This window comes from Sulfitobacter sp. SBS6 (assembly GCF_048285585.1).
Lineage (GTDB): Bacteria > Pseudomonadota > Alphaproteobacteria > Rhodobacterales > Rhodobacteraceae > Sulfitobacter > Sulfitobacter pontiacus.
Map to the genome: position 1 here is coordinate 16793 of NZ_JBLWBA010000004.1, position 23183 is coordinate 39975.

General features: G+C 61.7%; 20 protein-coding genes. 7 read left to right on the forward strand and 13 right to left on the reverse strand.

The features are described from left to right. Positions 1-50 precede the first annotated feature (50 nt). From ACNQ62_RS01365 to ACNQ62_RS01380, 4 genes are all read right to left on the reverse strand, one after another. Positions 51-1127, reverse strand: coding sequence for a branched-chain amino acid ABC transporter permease (locus ACNQ62_RS01365; RefSeq protein WP_005850182.1), 1077 nt, complete (start codon positions 1125-1127; stop codon positions 51-53). A 75-nt stretch (positions 1128-1202) separates the two neighbouring features. Then, positions 1203-2192, reverse strand: a complete 990-nt coding sequence (locus ACNQ62_RS01370) for a branched-chain amino acid ABC transporter permease (RefSeq protein ID WP_037942843.1) — start codon at positions 2190-2192, stop codon at positions 1203-1205. 35 nt (positions 2193-2227) lie between these two features. Further along, entirely contained in the window at positions 2228-3037 is an 810-nt protein-coding gene (locus tag ACNQ62_RS01375; protein WP_174226616.1) for an ABC transporter ATP-binding protein, read from the reverse strand. Between the two features lie 85 nt (positions 3038-3122). Then, on the reverse strand, positions 3123-5093 hold the full coding sequence (locus ACNQ62_RS01380) for an AMP-binding protein (RefSeq protein ID WP_289082043.1): 1971 nt from the start codon (positions 5091-5093) through the stop codon (positions 3123-3125). A gap of 205 nt (positions 5094-5298) precedes the next feature. Here ACNQ62_RS01380 and ACNQ62_RS01385 point away from each other — a divergent pair, with 205 nt between their 5' ends. From ACNQ62_RS01385 to ACNQ62_RS01400, 4 genes are all read left to right on the forward strand, one after another. Further along, positions 5299-7209 (forward strand): PAS-domain containing protein, encoded by a 1911-nt coding sequence (locus ACNQ62_RS01385; RefSeq protein WP_418094034.1) that lies wholly within the window; start codon positions 5299-5301, stop codon positions 7207-7209. Then, entirely contained in the window at positions 7206-7907 is a 702-nt protein-coding gene (locus ACNQ62_RS01390) for a response regulator transcription factor (protein WP_005850190.1), read from the forward strand. Before ACNQ62_RS01385 ends, ACNQ62_RS01390 begins: the two co-directional genes overlap by 4 nt. Further along, positions 7898-8368, forward strand: a complete 471-nt coding sequence (locus ACNQ62_RS01395) for a GNAT family N-acetyltransferase (RefSeq protein ID WP_418094035.1) — start codon at positions 7898-7900, stop codon at positions 8366-8368. The genes ACNQ62_RS01390 and ACNQ62_RS01395 overlap by 10 nt, the downstream gene beginning before the upstream one ends. Before the next feature lie 106 nt (positions 8369-8474). Next, positions 8475-8702, forward strand: coding sequence for a WGR domain-containing protein (locus ACNQ62_RS01400; protein WP_005850193.1), 228 nt, complete (start codon positions 8475-8477; stop codon positions 8700-8702). Here the strand turns inward: ACNQ62_RS01400 and ACNQ62_RS01405 are convergent. Together ACNQ62_RS01405 and fdhF are read right to left on the reverse strand one after the other, a co-directional pair. After that, the gene (locus ACNQ62_RS01405) at positions 8691-9896 is read right to left on the reverse strand and encodes a Zn-dependent hydrolase (protein ID WP_418094036.1); all 1206 of its coding nucleotides are present in this window, start codon (positions 9894-9896) and stop codon (positions 8691-8693) included. The genes ACNQ62_RS01400 and ACNQ62_RS01405 overlap by 12 nt on opposite strands. A 2-nt stretch (positions 9897-9898) precedes the next feature. After that, entirely contained in the window at positions 9899-12667 is a 2769-nt protein-coding gene (gene fdhF / locus ACNQ62_RS01410; protein ID WP_064217050.1) for a formate dehydrogenase subunit alpha, read from the reverse strand. Between the two features lie 210 nt (positions 12668-12877). On the opposite strand from fdhF, the gene ACNQ62_RS01415 reads away from it, so the two are divergent. The 3 genes from ACNQ62_RS01415 to ACNQ62_RS01425 are packed head-to-tail and all read left to right on the forward strand — an operon-like array spanning position 12878 to position 15215. Next, the gene (locus ACNQ62_RS01415; RefSeq protein WP_132997892.1) at positions 12878-13531 is read left to right on the forward strand and encodes a histidine phosphatase family protein; all 654 of its coding nucleotides are present in this window, start codon (positions 12878-12880) and stop codon (positions 13529-13531) included. 11 nt (positions 13532-13542) lie between these two features. Continuing rightward, positions 13543-14163 (forward strand): glutathione S-transferase family protein, encoded by a 621-nt coding sequence (locus tag ACNQ62_RS01420; protein ID WP_304950937.1) that lies wholly within the window; start codon positions 13543-13545, stop codon positions 14161-14163. After that, positions 14160-15215: a saccharopine dehydrogenase gene (locus ACNQ62_RS01425; RefSeq protein ID WP_418094037.1), complete on the forward strand. Its 1056-nt coding sequence runs from the start codon at positions 14160-14162 to the stop codon at positions 15213-15215. The genes ACNQ62_RS01420 and ACNQ62_RS01425 overlap by 4 nt, the downstream gene beginning before the upstream one ends. A gap of 36 nt (positions 15216-15251) precedes the next feature. Here the strand turns inward: ACNQ62_RS01425 and ACNQ62_RS01430 are convergent, their stop codons facing one another. The 7 genes from ACNQ62_RS01430 to mutL all read right to left on the reverse strand — a co-directional run bounded on the left by ACNQ62_RS01430 (position 15252) and on the right by mutL (position 23135). Beyond that, the gene (locus ACNQ62_RS01430; protein ID WP_418094038.1) at positions 15252-15983 is read right to left on the reverse strand and encodes an SDR family NAD(P)-dependent oxidoreductase; all 732 of its coding nucleotides are present in this window, start codon (positions 15981-15983) and stop codon (positions 15252-15254) included. Next, the gene (locus ACNQ62_RS01435) at positions 15980-16543 is read right to left on the reverse strand and encodes a DUF3833 family protein (protein WP_064217046.1); all 564 of its coding nucleotides are present in this window, start codon (positions 16541-16543) and stop codon (positions 15980-15982) included. Before ACNQ62_RS01435 ends, ACNQ62_RS01430 begins: the two co-directional genes overlap by 4 nt. Next, positions 16540-17781 carry an MFS transporter gene (locus ACNQ62_RS01440; RefSeq protein WP_418094039.1) on the reverse strand — a complete coding sequence of 414 codons (1242 nt, stop codon included), beginning with the start codon at positions 17779-17781 and terminating at the stop codon, positions 16540-16542. The genes ACNQ62_RS01435 and ACNQ62_RS01440 overlap by 4 nt, the downstream gene beginning before the upstream one ends. Continuing rightward, positions 17778-18539 (reverse strand): DUF1365 domain-containing protein, encoded by a 762-nt coding sequence (locus tag ACNQ62_RS01445; RefSeq protein WP_064217044.1) that lies wholly within the window; start codon positions 18537-18539, stop codon positions 17778-17780. Before ACNQ62_RS01445 ends, ACNQ62_RS01440 begins: the two co-directional genes overlap by 4 nt. Further along, positions 18536-19855, reverse strand: coding sequence for an NAD(P)/FAD-dependent oxidoreductase (locus tag ACNQ62_RS01450; RefSeq protein WP_418094040.1), 1320 nt, complete (start codon positions 19853-19855; stop codon positions 18536-18538). Before ACNQ62_RS01450 ends, ACNQ62_RS01445 begins: the two co-directional genes overlap by 4 nt. Before the next feature lie 143 nt (positions 19856-19998). Continuing rightward, on the reverse strand, positions 19999-21240 hold the full coding sequence (locus ACNQ62_RS01455; RefSeq protein WP_168592263.1) for a DNA recombination protein RmuC: 1242 nt from the start codon (positions 21238-21240) through the stop codon (positions 19999-20001). Beyond that, a complete protein-coding gene (gene mutL / locus ACNQ62_RS01460; protein ID WP_418094041.1) occupies positions 21237-23135 on the reverse strand; it encodes a DNA mismatch repair endonuclease MutL in 1899 nt (632 codons plus the stop codon). The genes ACNQ62_RS01455 and mutL overlap by 4 nt, the downstream gene beginning before the upstream one ends. Positions 23136-23183: the final 48 nt, after the last annotated feature.

The following is a 23183-nucleotide window of genomic DNA, read 5'->3' on the forward strand; positions in this document are numbered from 1 at the left end:
TCGTCTCTTCTTCGGCCTTGGGTCTCCTCCCCCCGGCCATGCGTCCTTCCCTAGTGCGGGAAGGGCCACAATCTCAGTTTTTCCTTGGCGACGCGCCACAACTGGGCCAGCCCATGCGGTTCCGCGATCAGGAAGATGATGATCAACCCGCCCACGATCACAAGCTGCAGATGCGCCACGATATCCGTCGGCCAGCCGAACCAGTCCACGCCCACGATTTTCAACGCAACCGGCAAGAGGACAAGGAACGCAGCCCCGGCAAAGCTGCCAAAGATCGATCCCAGCCCGCCGATGATGATCATAAAGAGCACGAGGAACGATTTCTGGATGCCAAAGGCCTCGCCCACTTCGACCGCCCCCAGATAGACCGCAAAGAACAGCGCCCCCGAGATGCCGATGAAGAAAGAGCTGACCGCAAAGGCCGTCAGTTTTGCCCGCAGCGGGTTTACCCCGATGATCTCGGCCGCGATGTCCATATCACGGATCGCCATCCATTTGCGCCCCACCGACCCACGGGTCAGGTTGCGTGCCACATAGGCGCTGAAGATCACGAACATCAGGCAGAACAGATAGGTCGCCCAGGCCTGCGTATTCGGTCCGGTGATCTCGATTCCGAAGAATGTCCGCTCCGGCGCGCTGATCTGGCCCGAGGCAGAGTAGTTGTAGAACCACGGCACACGGTTGAAGAGCCAGACCAGAAAGAACTGCGCCGCCAGCGTTGCCACGGCCAGATAGAACCCTTTGATCCGCAGCGATGGCAGGCCGAACAACACGCCGACACCGGCGGTCACCAGCCCCGACAGCAACACATGCACCAGCATGCTCACGTCGGGAAAGGCGGTCATGAATTTGTAGCAGGCATAGGCCCCCACGGCCATAAAGCCACCGGTCCCCAAGCTCACCTGCCCGCAATAGCCCACCAGAATGTTCAGGCCGATCGCCGCGATGGCGTAGATCAGGAACGGCAGGAACAGCGAGTTCACCCAATAGTCATTGATCACAAACGGGATCACGGCAATGGCGATGAACAACACCAGATAATAGCGATACCGGTCGAACTTGATCGGAAACGTCTGGCTGTCCTCTTCGTATGAGGCGCTGAAATCCCCGGCTTCACGATAGAACATCAGATGCTCCCCCCGTTCCAAATGGTTTTAAATCCTGGGTTCCGGGGCAAAGCCCCGGTCAGGGAGTTGCCAAAACTATACACGTTCAATGATCTTCTCCCCGAACAAGCCCTGCGGACGGAACACCAGAAAGATCAGCGCCAGCATGTAGGCGAACCAGTTCTCTGTCGCACCGCCAAGGAAAGGCGCACCGATCAGGAATTCGAACAGCTTCTCCCCCACACCGATGATCAAGCCGCCCACGATGGCACCGGGGATAGAGGTGAACCCCCCCAGCATCAGCACCGGCAACGCCTTCAGCGCGATCAGCGAAAGCGAGAATTGAACCCCCGATTTCGTGCCCCACATGATGCCCGCGACAAGGGCGACAAAGCCCGCCAGCGACCATACGAGGATCCAGATAAAGTTCAGTGACACGCCGACAGACAAAGCCGCTTGGTGATCGTCCGCCACAGCCCGCATGGCGCGGCCCTGTTTGGTGTATTGCGCGAACATCACCAAGCCGATCACCAGCAACGCGGCAATGATGCTGGCCACGATATCCAGGTTGTCGATAAAGAACCCGTAGCCAAAGGCGTTAAAAGTGGTGTCGTCGATCCAGGTGTTCAGCCCCTGAGGCAGCCCCACATCCATAGACTTGATGTCGGACCCCCACATCAGATCGCCCACCCCTTCCAGGAAATAGGCCAGACCGATGGTCGCCATGAAGAGGATGATCGGCTCTTGCCCGACCAGATGGCGGAAGACCAACCGCTGCACCGCATAGGCCAGCGCGATCATCACCACCATCGTCAGCAAAATCGCGAGGAACGCCGGCACGTGCCAGCCGAAATGGTGAATATCCGTGCCCAGGATCGCGTTGATCAGGTGGCTAAACGGCACCTGCCCATCGATGATCCCTGCCAGCGTCAGGGCCGCAAACAGCGCCATAACCCCTTGGGCATAGTTAAAAATACCCGAGGCTTTGTAGATCAGAACAAACCCCAGGGCGACCAGTGCATAGAGCACCCCCGCCATCAGCCCGTTCAGGAACACCTCGATTGTAAAGGCCAGTTGCTCAGGCATATCAGACCCTCCCCATCGCAAAACCAGTGGCAAAATCAGTCATGGGCAACCCCCAGATATGCGTCGATCACGTCTTGGTTGTTGCGCACCTCGCTCGGGGTGCCGTCGCCGATCTTCTTGCCGTAATCCATCACGACCACTCGGTCGCTCAGGTCCATCACAACGCCCATATCGTGTTCGATCAGGGCAATCGTCGTGCCGAATTCATCGTTCACATCCAGAATAAAGCGGCTCATGTCCTCTTTTTCCTCGACGTTCATCCCCGCCATCGGTTCATCCAGCAGCAGGATCGACGGCTCGGCGGCCAGCGCGCGGGCCAGTTCGACCCGTTTCTTCAAGCCGTAGGACAAACGCGACACGGGCGTCTTGCGGATCGCCTGAATCTCAAGGAAATCGATGATCTTTTCGGCGACTTCGCGGTTCGCGGTCTCTTCGCGCTCCGCCTTGCCCTTCCAGATCGACTGCCAGAACATCCCGGTCTTCATATTGGTCAAACGTCCCGTCATGACGTTGTCCAGCACCGACATCCCTTCGAACAGGGCGATGTTCTGGAACGTGCGTGCGATCCCCTGCTGCGCCACCTCAAAGGGTTTCATCGCCGGACGGCGGCTGCCCTTGTACCAGACCTCGCCTTCCTGCGGCACATAGAACCCGCTGATCACGTTCAGCATCGATGATTTGCCCGCGCCATTCGGCCCGATGATCGCGCGGATCTCGCCCTGACGGATGTCGAAAGAGATATCCTTGATCGCCTCCACCCCACCGAACCGCAGGGTGATGTTTTTCATTTCCATCACAACGGGGCCGATCTGGCGCCCATCCGCTGTGACATAGCCGTCGGTCATATCTTTCACGCCGCAGCCCCCTTCCAAATGGTCTTAAAATCCACTGCGCAACCGCAGCGCCCGCATGCTCCGCCTGATGTCATGCTCATTGTGCGGCCATCTTGCGGGTGTCTGCGAACACCTTGGCATCGCGCACCTCCAGCGTGGCCGAGATCGACCCCTTGCGCCCGTCTTCATAGGTCACTTCAGTAACCGTGCTGACAGAGGGCGACCCGTCGTAGAGCGCGGTGATGATATCGTCGAACTTCTCGCCGATGACCTTGCGACGGACTTTGCGCGTGCGCGTCAGCTCTCCGTCGTCGGCATCAAGTTCCTTGTGCAGCACAACAAAGCGATGCACCTGACAGCCCGACAGCATTTCGTCTTCTGCGATAGAGGCGTTGACCTCTTCCACATGACTCTGGATCGTGTCCATCACCTGCGGATGCCGCGCCAGTTCCTGATAGGACGCATAGCCGATGTTGTTGCGCTCCGCCCAGTTTCCGACCGCGGTCAGGTCGATATTGATAAAGGCGGTGCATTCGTCGCGTCCGTTCCCGAATACCACCGCTTCAAGGATGTTGGGGAAGAACTTCAGCTTGTTTTCCACGTATTTCGGCGCGAACAGGCTGCCATTGGCCATTTTGCCAACGTCTTTGGCGCGGTCGATAATGCGCAGATGCCCGGTGCCTTCCTCGATAAAGCCCGCGTCGCCTGTCGCGACCCAGCCTTCGGCATCCTTGGTATCGGCGGTGCTTTCGGGGTTCTTGTAATACTCCACAAAAACGCCGGGGCTGCGGTAGAAGACTTCGCCGTTCTCGGCGATCTTCAGCTCCACGCCGGGGCAGGTCACGCCGACCGTGTCACTGCGCACTTCGCCATCGGGCTGCGCGGTGATGAAGACTGTGGCTTCGGTCTGGCCATAAAGCTGTTTCAGGTTGATCCCGAGCGAGCGGTAGAAATCGAAAATCTCGGGCCCGATCGCCTCGCCCGCGGTATAGCCGACGCGCACGCGGCTGAGGCCGAGCGTGTTTTTCAGCGGGCCATAGATCATCAGCTCGCCCAATGCGTATTTCGCACGGTCCATCGCACCGACGGATTTACCGTCCAGAATGGCGGGGCCCACCTTGCGCGCATGGGCCATGAATTTGTCGAACAGCCACTTTTTGAACCGGCTCGCGTCCTCCATCCGGATCATCACCGATGTCAGCTGGGTTTCGAACACGCGCGGTGGGGCGAAATAATAGGTCGGGCCGATCTCGCGCAGGTCCACATGCATCGTGTCCGCGCTTTCAGGGCAGTTCGTGCAGAAGCCTGTCCACAGAGCCTGCCCGACGGAAAAGATGAAATCCCCCACCCAGGCCATCGGCAGATAGGCCAGAATATCGTCCGTCTGGCGCAGCTTGTCGAAAGCGGAAGAGGATTTGGCCGTCTCGATAATGTTGCGGTTGCTCAGCACCACACCTTTGGGCTTGCCGGTGGTGCCAGAGGTATACAGCATGACGCCCGTGCTGTCGTAGTCCAGCTTGGCCTGACGTGCCTCAAGCTCTTTGATGTGCGTGTCGCGTGCCTTGCGGCCCATGTCCTGGACGGCGCTATACTGGTCCAGCGCGGCGTGGTCGTATTTGCGCAATCCGCGTGGATCAAGATAGATCATACGCTCGAACTGGGTTAGCTGATCCTGAACGTCCAGCACCTTGTCGACCTGTTCCTGATCACCGGCGATCACAAAACGCGCACCACAATGATCCAGCACATAGGCCATCTCTTCGGCGTTGGCGTCCTGATACAGCGGCACAGGCACGGCACCGACCATCTCTGCGGCCATCATGGCCCAATACAGATAGGGACGGTTGCGGCCGATGATGGCGATAAAATCACCCTCGTTCGCGCCAAGCTCCAGCAGGCCAAGCGCAAGCGCTTCTACCTCGTCGCGGGTCTGTGCCCACGTCCAGCTTTGCCAGATGCCATATTCTTTTTCGCGATACGCAGGCGCGTTCGCAAATTGCTTTGCATTACGATGCAGCAGCGCCGGAACCGATTGCGGTCCGTCGGCGCTCACGAGCGTGTGAGCCAAATGTCTTCCTCCCAAACCCTGCTCTTTTTCGGCAGGTCGATCGCTGGTGCGATTCTGATGTCACACCATGATGTTGACCTGATGCTCTGCGTCAACTTTTACCTAATGATTTCTCAATTCTAACGAATTGTAACAGGCGTGATTTCCCAAGGTTGCGCTTGGCGGCGCTGTGGGGATGGTGCAGTCTGCCGCGGGGGGAGGCTGCATGCAGATCGACGATCACCAGACAAAACTCATGACGGCTGCGGGGCTGAACCTGATCGCGCAAGCGCTGACGATCTATGACGCGGATTTGCGGCTGGTGCTGTGTAATGCACCGTTCCAGCAGATGTTCGACCTCCCCAAAGCGCTGGTCACCCCCGGTGCGAGCTTTCAGGAAACGATCACCCTGCTGGCACAGTTGGGGGAATACGGTGACGTGGACGACGTGGCGCATTTTGTGGCCGAAAGGGTGGAACAGGCCCGCGCTTTTGAACCCCATTATATGGAACGCACCCGCGCCAATGGCCGCACCATCTCGGTCGAAGGCTCCCCCCTGCCCCAAGGCGGCTGGGTCACCGTCTACACCGACATCACCCGCACCAAACAGCAAGAGGCACTGCTGCGCGCCCGGTCTGATGCGCTGTCGGGGCAGGTGCTGGCCCACGCCGAAGAACTGTCAGCCACCAACCGCGAACTTGCCGCGATGAACACCGCGCTGGAAGAGGCAAAACGCCAGCTCACCCTGTCCGAAGCCCGCACGCGGCTGACCACAGAAATGATGCCGGCCCATATCGCCCATGTGGATGCAAACGCCTGTTACACCTATTCAAACCGGCGGTTGGCCTCTGTCATGCCGGGGCGGCGCGCGGATCTGATCGGCCGCCATATCGCAGAGGTTCTGGGTCAGCAGGCCTACGACTCTATTGCCCCCTCGCTCACCCAGGCCTTTGCCGGAAAGCCGTCCGTGATCGAATTCACGGACGAGATGAGCGCCCGGCGCATCCGCGGAGCCTTTACCCCCGATACAAACGGCGGGGTCTATATCCTGTCGATGGATGTGACCGAGGAAACCCAGAACCGTGTCGCCCTGCAGCAGACCCGACGACGCGAAATCGCGGCGCAGGTGATCTCGGGGCTGGCGCATGATTTTTCCAACCTGCTGACGATCATCCTGGGCCTGCAGTCCCGGCTGGGGCGGCTGGACGGCCAACCGGCAGAGGCCGCCCCCCTCATCGAAGGCACCCTTGCCGCGGCGCGCCGGGGCGGCACGTTGCTTAGCTCTATTGCCGATATGACAGGCGCGCGCACGCTGCGTCCGACTGCGACCCATATCCCGCGGCTGCTTGAAGATCTGACCCTGATCGCGCGCCCCACCCTGCCCAAGGGCATGACGCTAAGCATCGACAACCAGATGGATGACACCCCCGTACTGCTGGACAGCGGTCTGGTGCAGGACGGGCTGCTGAACCTGATCCTGAACGCCCGCGATGCCTGCGGGGCTGCGGGGGCGATCTCGCTCGAAATACGACAGGTCCATGACACATGGATCGAATGGGTCTTGCGCGATACCGGCCCCGGATTTTCGCCCTCGGCGCTGGAACACGGGTTTGATCCGTTTTTTACGACCAAAGGGGCCGAAGGATCGGGGCTGGGGCTGCCGATGGTCTATGACATGGTGAAATCGGCGGGGGGCGATCTGCGCCTTGGCAATACGGCCCATGGCGCGCAGGTGACCATGCGGCTGCCCTACCGCCCCGCCGTGGCTGCCACCACCGGACTGGTTCTGCTGGTCGAAGACGCCGATGACCTGCGCGCGCTGGTGCGAGACATGTTGATGGGGCTGGGCCATTCCGTGATCGAAGGTGCCAGCGCGGATGAAGCCACCGCCCTGCTAGCCGATCTGCCCGACATCGCGCTGATCCTGTCCGACATCCAGCTTGTGGGCGAGGCGACGGGGCTGGACCTTGCCAAACGCCTACCCGCCGATGCGCCGCCGCTGGTATTGATGACCTCGCTACCGCCCGATGATGCCCAGTTTCTCGAGGCGCAAACCCTTGCCCCTGTGCTGCGCAAACCCTTCGAGATTGCGGATCTGACCGCGCTGATTGCCCCGAAAGAGAGTGCCGCCCAATGACCCGCCCCCTCGTCACCATTCTGGACGATGAACCCGAAATCCGCACGCTTCTCGCTGACGCTTTAGAGGAAGCGGGCTTTGACACGCTGTCGTTCAGCCGCGCCCGCGCGTTCGAGGCCGCCTTGGCGACCCACACCCCCGATGTCTGTCTGGTGGACCTGTCCCTGCCGGATTCAGACGGGCTGACGCTGGTGCATCGACTGGCGCTGGAACAAGGGGCCATCGTGATCATCATCTCGGGCCGCGCACAGGTTCAGGACCGCGTCACGGGGCTGGAACTTGGCGCGGATGACTACATCATCAAGCCCTTTGATCCGGCAGAGGTCGTCGCCCGTATCCGCGCCCGCCTGCGCAGCGCCAAACCCACGCCGCAAGCCGGCACCGTCGCTGCGTTCAGCGGGTGGAAGGCGCATTTCGACCGCTACGCGCTTGAGGATGAAAGCGGCGTCGAAACCCCCTTCTCCCATGCGGAGGGGGAGGTGCTGCGCCTGTTTCTGGACGCGCCCAAACGTCTGCTCAGCCGCGCGCAGATGCAGTCGAGCCTTGGCGGCGTCGCCTCTGAAAGCTTTGACAGGGCGATGGACGTGCGGATTTCGCGGCTGCGGACCAAACTGCGCGAAGACCCCAAAAACCCGCAGTTGATCAAGACGATATATGGCGCGGGCTACATCTTTCTGGGCGACGTCACATGGAGCTGACCCCCCGTCGCATCAGCGGTAACAGCCCCCATCTGGGCGACGTGCTGCATCTGATGCGCGATTGCTTTGCCTATATGGAGGGGCGCATTGACCCGCCAAGCTCGCTTGGTCAAACCACTTTGCCCTCGCTGCAAGCCACAGCGGATAGGGATGAAATCTGGGTGATCGGCGCGCCGCCCGTGGCCTGTGTGGTGCTGAGCGTGAAACCGGCGGTTCTTTATCTGGGCAAGCTCTGCGTCGCCCCCAGCCATCAGCGACTGGGGCTGGCACGCCATCTGATCACCCACGCCGAGAGCCGCGCCCGTGCCCTGCACCTTGGCCAATTGGAACTGCAAACGCGGGTGGAGCTGTTGGACAACCACGCCACCTTTCGCGCGCTCGGCTTTTACGAATATGCCCGCACAGCGCACGCGGGGTTTGACCGCCCCACCAGCATCACCCTGCGTAAAACCGTCGCCTGAGCCACGCCTAGCCACCTGCTGCCACAGATGGCACCGCTGCCTTTTCTGCCTCGGGCGCTGCCGTTTTTTATTGCGCGCCTGCCCATTGGCCCGCTAGATTCTACCCATGATCGAATGCTTGCTGTACAGGACCAACCCCGCCCAGAGACGGCTGTTCTATCGCGTCGAAATCGCGATGAACCTGTTCAGCGAAGTCTCTGTCCTGCGCGAATGGGGCGTCGCAGGTGGCCAGCCCAAAGCGGTGATCCAGTGTTTCGGTAACCTGCGCGAGGCGTCAAAAATGGCAGACCGCTATCGCACACGGGCCGAGCGTCGCGGCTATCTACGTCACTGACCCCAGCCGCGTCACAGCGCGGGCAAGCACCTGAACACCGGCCGCCAGATCGGCCTCGTCCGTGTCTTCCTCGAAAGTATGGGACAGCCCCCCGATCGACGGCACAAACAGCATCGCCACCGGCATCTTGCGCGACACATTGGTCGCGTCATGCAGCGCCCCTGACGGCATCTTGCGCCAGTTGCCCGGCGCGACTTCTTCCGCGCCGGCTTCCAGCGCGGTGCGCAGGGTCGGGTCCATCGCGACAGGTTCCAGCCCCAGCATTGTGCCAAAGCTGACCGCCAGCCCCTGCTGGGCCGCGATCTCGGTGGCGGTGTCGCGGATGATCTGTTCCATCCGGCCCAGACGGTCCGCATCCGCATCTCGCCACTGCATCGAAAACACCGCACGCCCCGGCACGATAGAGGATGCATTTGGATGCAGCGTGACATGGCCGATGGTCCAGACGGTCTGCGGTGTGACGACATTGCGCAGCCGGTCATTCAACGCGGCATTGAAGGCAGAGACCGCCTGAAACGCGTCCCGCCGTAGGTGCATCGGTGTGGTGCCCGCATGGTTCTGCTGCCCGTCAAAGGTGATCTTCATGTCGCGGATGCCGACGATATCGGTGACCACGCCAATCTGTTCGCCGCTGGTATCCAGCGTCGGCCCCTGTTCGATATGCAACTCGACGAAGCCGGTGAACAGATCGGGCGACACCTCGCCCGTGACCAGATGCGCCACGGCCTGACGCGCGTCGCCAAGGGTCACGCCCGCATGATCGGTCAGCGCATCGGCGGCGGCCTGATCCAGATGCCCGCCCCAAACGGCACTGCCCGTGGTGACGCCAAAGCGCCCCTCTTCATCCTGAAAAGACACGACAGAGATCGCGGGGCCGCCGGCCTCGGCTGCGGCGCGGGCGACCTCGAGCGCGGCAATCACGCCCAGCGCGCCGTCGAGCCATCCGCCTTCGGGCTGGCTATCGGAATGCGACCCCATCAATAGCGACGGCCCATCTGCCAAGCCGAAAAGATTGCCCATCTGGTCCATTTCAACCCGCAGTCCGGCATCGCGCATCTGATCGGCCAGCCAGTCCCGCGCGGCGACATCGGCGTCGCTATAGGCCGGGCGGACCACCCCTTTGCCCACCCCCGCTGCGCCGAACGAACGCAATTTGTGAAGGTCGGCGAGAAAGCGGTCGGGGTTGATCTGCATGGTTACTCCGCGGGTTGGGGGGCTGTTGCGGCCTCTACTTTCACGGCCGAGAATTTAAACTCGGGGATTTTTCCATAGGGGTCAACCGCTGGATTTGTCAGGATATTTGCCGCCGCTTCGACATAGGCAAAGGGCAGGAACACCATATCGGGCGACACGGCGCGGTCTTCGCGGGCCATCAGTTCGATCGACCCGCGCTTGGTCGTCAGCCGGATATAGGCCCCCGGCGCTACCCCCAGCTTGCGTAAGGTAGACGGGTGGAGCGAACAGTTCGCCTCGGGCTCTAGCCCATCAAGCACATAGGACCGCCGCGTCATCGACCCCGTGTGCCAATGTTCAAGCTGCCGGCCCGTGGTCAGGATCATCGGATAGTCGTCATCCGGTGCGTCGTCAGGCGCGATGATGCTGGCGGGGGTAAACCGTGCGCGCCCGTCCTGTCGGGGGAAGCCATCGGCAAAGACAATCGCCTGCCCCGGATCGGTGGGGCTGGTGGACGGGTAGGTCACCGCCCCTTCGCTCTCTAACCTGTTCCAAGTGATGTTATTGAGCGACGACATATTCAGCTTCATCTCGGCGAAAACCTCGCTCGGGTCGGTATAGGTCCAGCCCAGCCCCAAGCGTTTGGCCAGTTCAACCTCGATCCACCAATCCTCTTTCGCGTCGCCGGGCGGCGGCACCGCGGGGCGGCCCATCTGCACCTGACGGTTGGTATTGGTCACCGTGCCGGATTTTTCCGCAAAGGCGCTGGCGGGCAGGATCACATCGGCAAAATTCGCGGTCTCGGTCAGGAAGATATCCTGCACCACCAGATGGTCGAGCTTGGCCAGCGCATCGCGGGCGTGTTCCACATCGGGATCAGACATCGCCGGGTTTTCACCCAGCACATAGAGGCTACGAATATCCCCGTCATGCACCGCGTCCATAATCTCGGTCACGGTGAGGCCCTTCTTGTTGCTGAAATCGCTGCTTTGCCACACCTCGGTAAAGGCAGAGCGGACGCCATCATCAGACACCGGCTGGTAATCGGGCAGGAACATCGGGATCAGCCCCGCATCAGACGCGCCCTGCACGTTGTTCTGCCCCCGCAACGGATGCAGCCCCGCGCCGGGTCGCCCGATCTGTCCTGTCATCAGCGCAAGCGAGATCAGGCAGCGCGAATTATCGGTGCCGTGGATGTGCTGCGAAATGCCCATCCCCCAGAAAATCATCGCGGCATTCGCCCCCGCAAAGGTCCGCGCCACATCGCGCAGCACCTCTGCGTCGATGCCGCAGATCTTGGACATCTTTTCAGGGGTGAAGGTTTTCAGGTGGGCTTTCTCGATCTCCCAGTTTTCGGTGTAGGCTTCGATATACTGTTGGTCGTAAAACTTTTCCTCGACGATCACATGCATGATCGCGTTCAGCATCGACACATCGGTGCCGGGGCGGAATTGCAGCATATGCGACGCGTGCCGCTTCAGCGCTTGGCCGCGCGGGTCCATTACGATCAGCTTGCCGCCGCGTTTGGCGAACTGCTTGAAGAAGGTCGCCGCGACGGGGTGGTTCTCTGTCGGATTGGCACCGATCACAATCGCAACATCGGCGTTTTCGATCTGGTTGAAGGTCGCGGTGACGGCACCGGAACCGACATTCTCCATCAGCGCGGCCACTGATGAGGCGTGACACAGCCGCGTGCAGTGATCGACGTTGTTGTGGCCAAAGCCCTGCCGGATGATCTTTTGAAACAGGTAGGCCTCCTCGTTCGTGCATTTCGCTGATCCAAAGCCCGCCACACCCGCGCCGCCGATCTTTTTCATGCCGCCCGCAGCGAAATCCAGCGCCTCATCCCAGGTGGCTTCGCGGAAGTGGGTTTGCCAATTGCCCGGGTCCACGTTCAACCCCTTGGGCGGGGCGTCCTTGCGACGGATCAGCGGTTTGGTCAGGCGATGCGGATGGTGGATATAGTCAAACCCAAAGCGCCCCTTGACGCAAAGCCGCCCTTCGTTCGCGGGACCGTTGATGCCCTCGACATATTTGATTTTGCCGTCCTTGACCTTCAGCGACACCTGACAGCCGACACCGCAGAACGGGCAGATGCTGTCGACTTCGCTATCAAAGTCGGCGCTGTCACCGACCTGCGCGTCATCGACAACCGTGGCGGGCATCAGCGCCCCCGTGGGGCAGGCCTGCACACATTCACCGCACGCCACACAAGAGGACGCGCCCATCGGATCGGCCATGTCGAACACCGGATAGCTGTCATGCCCGCGACCGGCCATCCCGATCACATCATTGACCTGCACCTCGCGGCAGGCGCGCACACACAGGTTGCACTGGATACAGGCATCAAGGTTCACACGCATCGCCACATGGCTGTCGTCGAGCAACGGGATGCGCCCCTCTTCCAGCTTGGGGAAGCGGCTTTCCGAGATACCTTCCATTGCGGCCATGTCCCACAGGTGGCTGGATTTATCGTGGGCGACTTCGGGGGCGGGCTGATCGGTGACCAGCAGTTCCATCACCATCTTGCGGGCATTTTCGGCGCGCGCGTTGTTGGTGGTGACGACCATACCGTCGCTCGGTTCGCGCAGGCAGGAGGCGGCCAGCACGCGTTCGCCTTCGATCTCGACCATACAGGCACGGCAGTTGCCATCGGGGCGATACCCCGGTTCCGGCGTGAAACACAGATGCGGGATTTTCAGACCGCGCCCATTGGCGATTTCCCAGATGGTCAGCCCGGTGTCGGCCTCGACCTCTTCGCCGTCGAGCGTGAATTTTACCTTATCCGCCATGGGGAACCCTCCTGTACCGCCCCGCAGTATAGGCAGGGCACGCATGCGACGGCAGTCATATTCCCGACACCCTGCCCCGTTTTTGCGCCACCGGCGTTTCCGATACGCGACGCGGGGGGCCGCTTGCAAAAAATCGACATGCGAGGGGCGGGCAGGCTTTCCACCCGCGCATGGCTTGCCTATCAATGGCGCAACAGAAAAAGGCGCGCTATGTCCCACATTACCCTCATCCGTCACGGTCAGGCAAATTCCCAGGCCAAGGACGAAATCAGCTATGACAAGCTAAGCCCGCTTGGCCACGAACAGGCCGCGTGGCTGGGCGACCACCTGCGCCAGTCCGAAACCCACCACACGCGGCTGTATACCGGCACGCTGCGCCGCCATATCGAGACGGCAGAGGGGATGAACACCGGGCTTGAACCGATACGCGACGCGCGGCTGAACGAGCTTGAGTATTTCACACTCGCCACCATGATGGAGCAGCAGCACGGCATCCCTTTCCCCACGGAACAGGGCGGGTTCACCAACCACCTGCCGCTGGTGTTCGAGACGTGGAAAAGCGATAAACTCGAAAACCCGCCCGAGAGCTACGCCAATTTCGAAGGGCGCATCAAATCCGTGCTATCAGAGATCTCGGACGGGGACGGGCCGGCGCTGGTCGTGACCTCTGGGGGGCTGATCTCGATGGTGATGGCGCAGGCGATGGGGCTGGGCATTCCGGCCATGTCGCGCATCGCGCTGGCGATCATGCACACGTCGATGCACCGGCTGTTCCCCATTGGCGGCCACTGGTCGCCGGTGTTGTTCAACGCGGTGCCCCATCTTGATACCCCCGCACGCCGTGTCGCGCAGACCCATATCTAAAAGGCAAAACGATGCTTACGCTATATTTTACGCCCGGAACCATCTCTGTCGCGGTGGCGATTGCCATCGAAGAAGCCGCCCTGCCCTATCAGCCGGTGCGCGTCGATTTTGCCACGGCTGAGCAGACGAAACCCGAATATCTGGCGATCAACCCCAAGGGGCGCGTGCCTGCGCTGCGGCTTGAGGATGATACGATCCTGACCGAAACCGGTGCGCTGCTGGACTATGTCGCTGCCATTGCGCCCAAAGCCGGGCTGGTCCCCACGGACCCGACCGCCGCCGCACAGATGCGCAGCGCGATGTACTACCTCGCCTCGACCATGCATGTCGCCCATGCCCACAAGATGCGCGGATCGCGGTGGGCCAAACAACAATCCAGCTTCGAGGATATGACGGCTCAGGTGCCCGAAACCATGGCCGCCTGTGCCGATTTTGTCGAAAGCGATATCCTGCGCGGGCCCTATGTGTTGGGTGAGGATTTCAGCCTAGCCGATCCCTATCTGTTCGTCGTGTGCAACTGGCTTGAGGGCGACGGCGTGGATACGGCGGCCTACCCCAAGATCACGACATTCATGCAGCAGATGACCGCCCGCGCCAGCGTGGCAGCGGTGAAAGACAAGGGGATGCTATGACCGCGCCACATCTGTGGGTTCGCGCCGAACAGCGCGACAATGAAACCCGCGTCGGCATCACACCCGAAGGGGTTACCGCGTTGATGGAACAGGGGTTTCGCGTCACCGTCGAAGCCTCGGACAGCCGCGTGATCGCGACCGATGCCTATGCGGCCACGGGCTGCACCATCGCGCCACAGAACAGCTGGCCCGACGCACCTGCCGATGCGATCATCTTTGGCCTGAAGGAACTGCCAGAGGACGGCACACCGCTGGTGCACCGGCACATCATGTTCGGTCACGCCTACAAGGGCCAATCGGCGGGGCGTATCCTGTTACAACGTTTCAAGGCGGGCGGCGGCACCTTGCTGGACCTTGAGTATCTGACCGACGAGACAGGCCGACGCGTCGCCGCCTTTGGCTATTGGGCAGGGTTCGCGGGGGCGGCGGTGGCCGTCAAATGCTGGGCCGCCCAAACCCGTGGGCAAGCTGTCGCCCCCATCACCCCCTACCCCAACGCCGATGCGCTGACCCGCGACCTCGCGGCAGAGATCGACGGGCTCGCCACGCCCGACGCGCTGGTCATCGGCGCACTTGGTCGGGTGGGCAGCGGTGCCGCCGATCTTTGCGGCCGTCTGGGGATCAATGTCACCGGATGGGATATGAAGGAGACCGCCCACGGCGGCCCCTTCCCCGAGATTTTGCAGCATGTGCTGTTTTTCAACTGCATTCTGGCGGGGCCGCAGACACCGGTTTTCGTGCCCAAAAGCGCGCTGGACAGGGATCGCGCGCTGCGGGTGATCGGCGATATCGCTTGCGATCCCGACAGCGACTTCAACCCCGTGCCGGTTTATGACCGCGCGACCACATGGGAAGATCCCGCCTTACGCGTGCATGACACCCCACCTCTGGATGTCACCGCGATCGACAACCTGCCGTCGATGCTGCCGCTGGAAAGCTCTGAAGACTACGCCGCGCAGCTGCTGCCGACGCTCTCGGCACTGGCGGAAGATGCCTCGCCGGTCTGGGTGCGGGCCCATGCGCTGTTTGAAGAACACAGCGCCGCCGTGTGACGCGATCAGATCGGGCGGATCACGCGCCCGATCGGGTCACCCGAATAGACGGTAGTAGATGCCGTCGGGCAGGAACTGCGCCAGCCGGAAGAACAGCGAGAACCCGAAGGGGAAGCTTTTCTTTAAGCTGCTGCCGCTCATATGCTCGACCACTTGCTGCGCGGCGGCCTCGGGCTCCATCAAAAAAGGCATCTTGAAGTCGTTCTTGTCGGTCAGCTGCGTGCGGATGAAACCGGGGTTGATCACCTGAACTTTCACGCCGGTCTTGCGCAGGTCGGCGTGCATACATTCCGCCAAGGACAAGGTACCCGCCTTGGACGCCGTATAGCCGATAGACTTTGGCAGCCCGCGATAGGCCGTCAGGCTAGAGGTGATCACGATGTGGCCTGCGTCGCGCTTGACCATATCGGGCACCACTTCGCCCATCACGCGCACCAGCCCGGTGAGGTTCACATCGATCATTGTGGTCGCATGCTCCGGCTCCCACTCCTTGGCCCCAAAGGGCCAATAGGCCCCCGCCAGATAGACAACGCCATCCACCGGCCCGACGGCTTTGACCGCGGCGCGGATGCTGTCGATATCCTGCACGTCGATGGTCTGGTAGCTGGCGGAAACGGGCAGTTCATCGACCAGCGCCGCCAGCTTGCCTTCGGACCGAGCAGAGACGATGACCTCGGCCCCCAGTCGGCCCAGCTTATGTGCCAGCGCTTCGCCCAGTCCGGCGCTCGCCCCGATCAGCCAATAGCGTTTTCCTGTCCATTCGGTCATGCTGCGTCCTTTCTGCGGATGGTGGCGACCAATTCGGCCACCTTCACCCCAAATTTTCGGAACTGACTGCGGTTGATGATCGTGCCATCGCCGGTCAGATACATCCAGTCCACGGTATTCAGCAGGTGCCCGCCCACGTCATCGGGCAGCCTGATGGTGTATTTCGACTGCACCGTCGCACCGACGTTGCGGCCCTTGGCCGTGCCTTTGACGTCCGGGGCGGTGGCGGTGAAATGCCCCGTCTCGCCCAATGTGATCGTCCATGTGCGGTCTTGGGTCGTGTTGTCGTCATAGACGAAATGTTCTTCGATACATGCGGTGTCGCCGTCCCATGTCACGTTGAAATCTGCCACGAAACTGCTGGTGACCCGCCCCGCGGGGCCAAAGATTACGCCTTCGCAGACCATCGCCCCGTCCAGATGTTTCCTCATGTCAAAGACAGTGTAGTCATCCGCATAATCCGACGGCTTTTGCGCAGGGAAATCGGTGATCCGCCGCCGCGCCAGCCAGATTGCGGCCACCACTGCGGCCCCCAGAGCAAACTGCAACATGTCCATCATTCTTCATCATCCTTTTGCATCGGCGTGGCGGCCAGAAAACCGATGGCCAACAGCTTGAGCCCGCAAGGCACGCCAGCATAGAGCCATATGAGCGTCGAGATTGCCACCGGTCCATTGCCCGTCGTACCGCTGTCAAAGCCGGACGCCTGCAGGGTGGGAAGTAGCGTTATCGCCGCGAAGGCAAGGGCGAATTTCGACACCAGCGACCACAGCCCGAACCCCTCGGCGGCCTGCGGGGCGACCACCGCCATCCGCGCGGAGAACATCGCGGGCAGCAGTGTCAGGTCGGCCCCCAGCACCGCGCCAGAGGCGATGCAGACCAGCACGAACCACGCCACATCCCCCGCCCCCAGCAGCAAAGTCCCTGCAAACACAAGGATCGCCAAGCCCATTGCGGATAGCATGACGGGTTTGGGGCTGAAACGCTCTGCCAGCTTGCCCCACAACGGCGCGGCCACAGCAGCCGAAAGAAAGAAGAGCAACAGCAGCGCCCCCGCCCACCCCGGGGCACGCAGCACGCTTTCGACGTAGAACAGAAATAACGTAGATGTGACCGCGACAGGGGCCGCATTGAACAGCGCGATCAGCAGTAACCGACGGGCAATCGGATCGCGCAACACCACGACGATCCCCGTCGGCCCCGCGATATCCGCGCCGCGCCATTCGCCCCGCATGGCAAGGACGCTGCCCAGACCAAGTGCGGCAAAACCGATGGCAAACCCTGTAAACGGGGCCCCCATCACCAGCCCCAGCATCACAGGCAGTACCGAGGCCGCGCAGACGCCTAGCAACGCCCCCGTTTCGCGCCAGCGCGCCAGCACCAGATGTCCGCGTCCGGGCAGTTGCGCGGCTTTGGCGACCCCTTGCGCGTAAAAGCAGATCGTCAGAAAGCTGAACGCCGAAAACACCCCTGTCAGTGTCAGCGCGAACCACAACAGCGGCGGCAGCAGGGGCGGCACTGCGAACAGGGCAAACATCGATACAGCCATCAGGGCGACACCGACGGCGACCGCCGCGCCGCGCCTGTGACGCAAGGCTTGCGATAGCCGCCCCAGCAGCGGGTCCTGCACCACATCCAACAGGCGCAGCGCAAAAAGCACCGTGCCCAAAGCCCCAAGAGACACCCCGTATTCATCAACAAAGAACTTGGGTGCGTGAATATAAATCGGCAGCCCCGCCGCCGCCAGAAGCGACGCAAACAGCGCATAGGCAGGCAGTTGATGTGCCGAACGGGTCACGTGCCCGACACGTCTTTCACTGGCGGTTCAGGACGCGGGCGATAGCCGCCGCCTTTCCACCACAGCTTTAGTGCCTGCCAGTGGATCAAGGCCAACACCCGCCGCGCCCCGAAGGGACGCCGCAGCAGCGACCACAGGATTGCTCGGTTCGTGAGAGGGCCACGACGGCCCGTCAGGGTGGCGATCAAGCCCCCTTCGGACTGGGTATAATCGATCCAGACACCGATACGGTCGGCGCGGATATCAAAGCGAAAACTGTATCCCCCTTCGACCGGCTGAAATGGCGATACGTGGAAAATCTTGGTCGCGTGCAGATGATCAGTGGCCGTGATCGGGCGCAGGTCATCGTGGTGGCATAGATAGCTGTGCCGGTCACCGAAGGTATTCGATACCTCTGATATCACGGCGATCAGCGCCTCGTCCGCGCGGTGGCACAGCCAAAAGCTGACAGGGTTGAACACATGCCCCAGAACGCGCGGTTGCGCCATCAGCTCTATCCGCGCGACGCCCGTGACTTCGTGCTGCGCCAGAACATCGCGCACCCACGCGGCCCCGCGACCCGCGCCTTTGGTGCCGCCGTGGTCTTCGTCCCACAGCGACGTCACGGCCCCGCGGTTGCGCCCGAACAACGCTGGTGTTTGCAGCGATGCCTCTGCATCCAGAACCACGTAATCGACCGAATAGCGAAAGCTGTTTTCGACCGCTCCCTTGCGCCCATGATAGGTCACACCACGGATATGATCGACGCCGGCGCTCATTCTGCGGCCAATGCGACCTTCGTCTTGGCCCGCAGCCCCTGCACCACGTCAACAGCGCTAGAGAGCCCGTCCTCGTGGAAGCCATGCTTCATCCAAGCGCCGCAGAACCAGGTGTTCTGCGTGCCGTTGAAGGCGCGCACCTGCTCTTGTGCGGCCAGCGCGCCCAGATCATAGACCGGATGGCGCAGGGTGACCTGATCATAGATCAGCTCTTCGCGGATCGGGCGCTTGGTATTGAGCGTCACAAAATGCGGGTCGTCCATCGGGATCGGTTGCAGCGAGTTCATCCAGTAGGTCAGGTCGATCCGGTCGGACTTTTGGCCCTGATCCTCGGCATAGATCCACGAAGCCCAGGTCTTGCGCAGCTTGGGCATAACAGAGGCATCGGCATGTAGCACCAGGTCGTTGGGCTGGTATTTCACCGCGCCCAAGGCCGCACGCTCTGCCGCGCTTGGGTCGGCCAAAAGGGCAAGCGTATCATCGGAATGGCTCGCAAAGACGACCTCGTCAAAGGCTTCCCATTCCGCGCCATGGGTTTTCACCTCTGTGCCCAAGGGCGTGCGGCGGACGGATTGCACCGGCGTGCCAAGGCGAATGTCGACGCCCTTGGCTGTCAGCGACGCCCCCAGACGGTTCACATATTCCTGCGACCCGCCCTTAACCGTATACCACTGGTGCTGGCCTGTGTGGCTAAGCAAGGCGTGGTTCTCGAAGAAGTCGATCATGGAGTAGGCGGGGAAATCCATGATCTTGTCCACCGGCGTCGACCAGATCGCGCCCGACAGCGGCGTCAGGTAGTATTTGCGAAAATATTCACCCGCGCCAAGCTTGTCCAAGAACCCCGCGATGGTCAGCGTACGGTCCTGCGCCAGCTTGGTCGCCGTGCTGTTGAACCGCACGATATCGGTCAACATACGCAGGAATTTCGGATTCAGCGCATTGCGTCGCTGCGCGAAGATCGAATCCAGCGTCATCAGCCCGTATTCCAACCGCCCCCCGTCGATAGAGGCCCCGAAGCTCATGTTGGATTTGACCACCGGCACGTCGAGCTCTTTGAACAGCGCGGCGAGGTTGGGATAATTGGCGTAGTTGAACACGATAAAGCCCGTATCTACAGGCTGGTCGCCGTTCTTGCCCGCCATCTTCGTGCGCGCGTGCCCCCCCAGACGGGGGCAGCTTTCGAACAAGGTCACCTGATGGTCGTCGCCCAGCATATGCGCCGCCCCCATGCCGGAAATACCCGCGCCGATGACGGCAATCTTTCGGTGGCCTGCCAAAGAGTTATTCTGTGGCGGGTCGATGGCTTCAAATGGCATAAGGCGAGAATTTCCAGTCTGTCAGGTTTGTATCGGCACTTTCGGTGATACACGGGCTGGACGGTACATGAGTTGCAGTTAATCAGACACTAACTACGACTTTTTGTGACACCCTTGTCGTGGCTCCTCGCTTAGATAGCCCGTCAGGGCCGTTTGTCAGGGCGCGAAAGCGGCACAACGCGATTATCCTGCTCTGACAGTTCTTCGAAATCGAAATTATCCAGTTTGGCCGCACGTTTACCCGCGCGTTCAGCAGCCGTGCCCAAGCCTTCAAGATCGGCGCGGGCCTGCCCGAAATGGGTGTTCAGCTTGCCCACACGTTCGACCACGATCTCGACATCGCGGTGCAGCATCTTGAGCGTTTTGCGGATGGCCCCTGCCTGTTCCCGCATCCGCGCATCCTTGAGGATCGCGCGCATCGTATTCAGCGTTGCCATGCAGGTGGTCGGGGATACGATCCAGACCCGCGCATCAAAGCCTTCGCGGACGAGTTCAGGGAAGTTCGCATGCAGCTCGGCATAGACGGCTTCCGAGGGCAGGAACATCAGCGCGCCATCCGCGGTCTCGCCCTCGATGATGTATTTCGTGGTGATCGCCTGAATATGCGACTTGACCGCGACCCGCATGGCGCGGGCGGCATCCTTGACCTCGTATTCCGTCTTGGCACGGCGCAGGGCTTCATAGGCTTCAAGCGGGAATTTACTGTCGATCACGATCGGGCCGGGCGGGTTCGGCAGATGGATCAGGCAATCCGCGCGCCTGCCGTTGGAAAGCGTCGCCTGCATTGTGTAGCTGTCACTTGGCAGCGCCTTAGAGACGATATCGTGCAGCTGGATCTCACCGAATGCGCCACGGGTCTGTTTGTTGCTCAGGATATCCTGCAGCGACAACACGTCGCCCGACAGTTTGGTGATATTGTCCTGCGCCTTGTCAATCGCGGCCAGCCGTTCCTGTAGCTGGGTCAGGCTGGTCGTCGTCTGCTTGCTGGAACCGTGAAGTGTCGCGCTCATGCGTTCCTGCATCTCGGCCAAGGACCGGGCAGAGCGGGCCGCGTTCTCGGCCAGCCGGTCCTGCATTTGCTGCTGCACATGGGCCATGCGGGCCTCGATGCTTTGCACCATCTGGGCCTGTGCATTGGCTTGGGTATCCGACACGGTTTGCAAGCCCCCGCGCAGTTGTTCCTGCCCCATGCCAAGCTGTTGCACATGGCCGCCCAGTATCTGCATCTGTCGCGCCAGCGGGGCCGCCACCCGCGCCGACCGCCCCGCGGCACGAACCGCCATCACCAGCAGGATCAGCACGAGCAAGACCACGCCCCCGCCGCCCATAAGCAGCAGCATGGCAGGGTCTGTCAGCGCGTAGGTTTCACCGCCAAGCTGGATCATGTGCGTCCGAACAGACGTTCGATATCGCTCAACTTCAGCTCGACATAGGTGGGGCGGCCGTGGTTGCACTGGCCGGAATGGGGCGTCGCCTCCATCTCGCGCAGCAGCGCGTTCATTTCCTCGCCCCGCATCCAGCGGCCCGAACGGATGGAACCGTGACAGGCCACACGGCTGAGGATCGCCTCGATCCGGGCCTGTAACGTGTTGCTTTCGTTCTGATCGGCGAGCTCATCAAGGATATCCAGCACCATCGCCTTGGCATCCACCGTGCCAAGGATCGCGGGCGTTTCGCGCACGGCAATGGCACTGCCGCCAAAGGGTTCGATCCCCAGTCCAAAGCGCGCGAGGTCTTCCGCGACCTCAAGCAGCCGCGCGCAGTCCGACGCTGACAGATCCACGATCTCGGGGATCAGCAAGGCCTGCGCCGCGACACCGTTTTCGGCCATCTGGCGTTTCAGCTTTTCATAGACCAGTCGTTCATGCGCTGCGTGCTGGTCCACGATGACCATGCCCGTCGCCGTCTGTGCGATGATATAATTCTCGTGCACCTGTCCCCGCGCGGTCCCAAGGGGGAAGTCCGGCGCGGGTTCAGCGGCGGGAGCGTGTGCGTCATGGGTCTGAGTGTCGTGGGTCTGGACGTCAGCACCGCCAGCCTCGTACTGGGGGGGCGTTTCAACACGGCCCCACATGCCGGCGGTTTCGGCAAAGCCGGGTTCGGGCGCTTGCGCCTGATAGGCAGCGCTGCGCGCACCAAGCGAGGGGCGGTCCATCTGATACACCCGCGCACCGGGCTGTTCGGGGCGCATCGCCCCCAAAGTCGCATTCGCCACGGTCGTCGAGGCACGGTGCCCCGCATCCGCCAGCGCATGGCGCAGCGCCGATACGATCAACCCGCGTGCCAGTCCGGGATCGCGAAAGCGCACTTCGGATTTGGCCGGGTGGACGTTGACATCCACAAGCTTGGGATCGCAATCGACGAACAATGCGGCGGCGGGATGGCGGTCACGGCTCAGCAGGTCGAAATAGGCCCCGCGCAACGCCCCCACCAGCAGCTTGTCACGGACGGGACGCCCGTTCACAAACAGGTATTGCGTCACGGCAGAGCCGCGCGAATAGGTCGGCAGGGCCGCGTAGCCCGTCAGGTGCAGCCCTTCGCGTTCGGCATCGATGGCCAGCGCGTTTTCAGCAAACTCGCGCCCCAGCACTTGCGCCAAACGCCCGTGCAGCGCGGCGAACATATCGCCCTGTTCGGCCTCGGCGCGAAACACCTCGCGGCCCGGTCCGTCTCCGGACACATCGCGCAGGGTGAAACGCACGAAGGGTTCCGCCATCGCCAGCCGCTTGATGATGTCAGAGATCGCCTGCGCTTCGGCGCGATCGGTGCGCAGGAACTTCAACCGTGCGGGCGTAGCAAAGAAAAGATCGCGCAGCGTGACCACCGTGCCACCATTCAGCGCAGCAGGGCGCACAGGGCCGGTCACGCCGCCGTTGACCGAAATCTCGGCCCCGTCCTGTCCGGCAACACGGCTGCAAATGGTCAGCCGCCCGACAGCCCCAAGCGAGGGCAATGCCTCGCCGCGAAAACCGAAGGTGTGGATGTTCAGCAGGTCCGTCCCGTCGATCTTCGAGGTCGCGTGCCGGGACAGCGCCAGCGTCAGATCGTCCGCGGCGATGCCGCAGCCGTCGTCGGTGACGCGGATCAGCGTCTTGCCACCATCGGCATATTCGACCGTGATTTGCCGCGCGCCCGCATCGATTGCGTTCTCGACCAGCTCCTTGACCGCTGAGGCAGGGCGTTCAACCACCTCTCCGGCGGCGATTCGGTTAATCGCCGAGTCGTCGAGCTGCCGGATCACCGGGCGATTTTCGCTTATATTGGGGTTTGGATGCGCCATGCGGCTAGACCTAGCATAGAGGCGCGCGATTCTGAAAGCCGCGAATAC

Excerpts from the sequence above, each read along its gene's own strand:
- ACNQ62_RS01450 (WP_418094040.1), bottom strand. The coding sequence starts at position 19,855 with ATGCCATTTGAAGCCATCGACCCGCCACAGAATAACTCTTTGGCAGGC.
- ACNQ62_RS01435 (WP_064217046.1), bottom strand. The coding sequence starts at position 16,543 with ATGATGGACATGTTGCAGTTTGCTCTGGGGGCCGCAGTGGTGGCCGCA.
- mutL (WP_418094041.1), bottom strand. The coding sequence starts at position 23,135 with ATGGCGCATCCAAACCCCAATATAAGCGAAAATCGCCCGGTGATCCGG.
- ACNQ62_RS01385 (WP_418094034.1), top strand. The coding sequence starts at position 5,299 with ATGCAGATCGACGATCACCAGACAAAACTCATGACGGCTGCGGGGCTG.
- ACNQ62_RS01420 (WP_304950937.1), top strand. The coding sequence starts at position 13,543 with ATGCTTACGCTATATTTTACGCCCGGAACCATCTCTGTCGCGGTGGCG.
- ACNQ62_RS01425 (WP_418094037.1), top strand. The coding sequence starts at position 14,160 with ATGACCGCGCCACATCTGTGGGTTCGCGCCGAACAGCGCGACAATGAA.
- ACNQ62_RS01455 (WP_168592263.1), bottom strand. The coding sequence starts at position 21,240 with ATGATCCAGCTTGGCGGTGAAACCTACGCGCTGACAGACCCTGCCATG.
- ACNQ62_RS01400 (WP_005850193.1), top strand. The coding sequence starts at position 8,475 with ATGATCGAATGCTTGCTGTACAGGACCAACCCCGCCCAGAGACGGCTG.
- ACNQ62_RS01370 (WP_037942843.1), bottom strand. The coding sequence starts at position 2,192 with ATGCCTGAGCAACTGGCCTTTACAATCGAGGTGTTCCTGAACGGGCTG.
- ACNQ62_RS01405 (WP_418094036.1), bottom strand. The coding sequence starts at position 9,896 with ATGCAGATCAACCCCGACCGCTTTCTCGCCGACCTTCACAAATTGCGT.
- ACNQ62_RS01395 (WP_418094035.1), top strand. The coding sequence starts at position 7,898 with ATGGAGCTGACCCCCCGTCGCATCAGCGGTAACAGCCCCCATCTGGGC.
- fdhF (WP_064217050.1), bottom strand. The coding sequence starts at position 12,667 with ATGGCGGATAAGGTAAAATTCACGCTCGACGGCGAAGAGGTCGAGGCC.
- ACNQ62_RS01445 (WP_064217044.1), bottom strand. The coding sequence starts at position 18,539 with ATGAGCGCCGGCGTCGATCATATCCGTGGTGTGACCTATCATGGGCGC.
- ACNQ62_RS01365 (WP_005850182.1), bottom strand. The coding sequence starts at position 1,127 with ATGTTCTATCGTGAAGCCGGGGATTTCAGCGCCTCATACGAAGAGGAC.
- ACNQ62_RS01375 (WP_174226616.1), bottom strand. The coding sequence starts at position 3,037 with ATGACCGACGGCTATGTCACAGCGGATGGGCGCCAGATCGGCCCCGTT.
- ACNQ62_RS01430 (WP_418094038.1), bottom strand. The coding sequence starts at position 15,983 with ATGACCGAATGGACAGGAAAACGCTATTGGCTGATCGGGGCGAGCGCC.
- ACNQ62_RS01390 (WP_005850190.1), top strand. The coding sequence starts at position 7,206 with ATGACCCGCCCCCTCGTCACCATTCTGGACGATGAACCCGAAATCCGC.
- ACNQ62_RS01415 (WP_132997892.1), top strand. The coding sequence starts at position 12,878 with ATGTCCCACATTACCCTCATCCGTCACGGTCAGGCAAATTCCCAGGCC.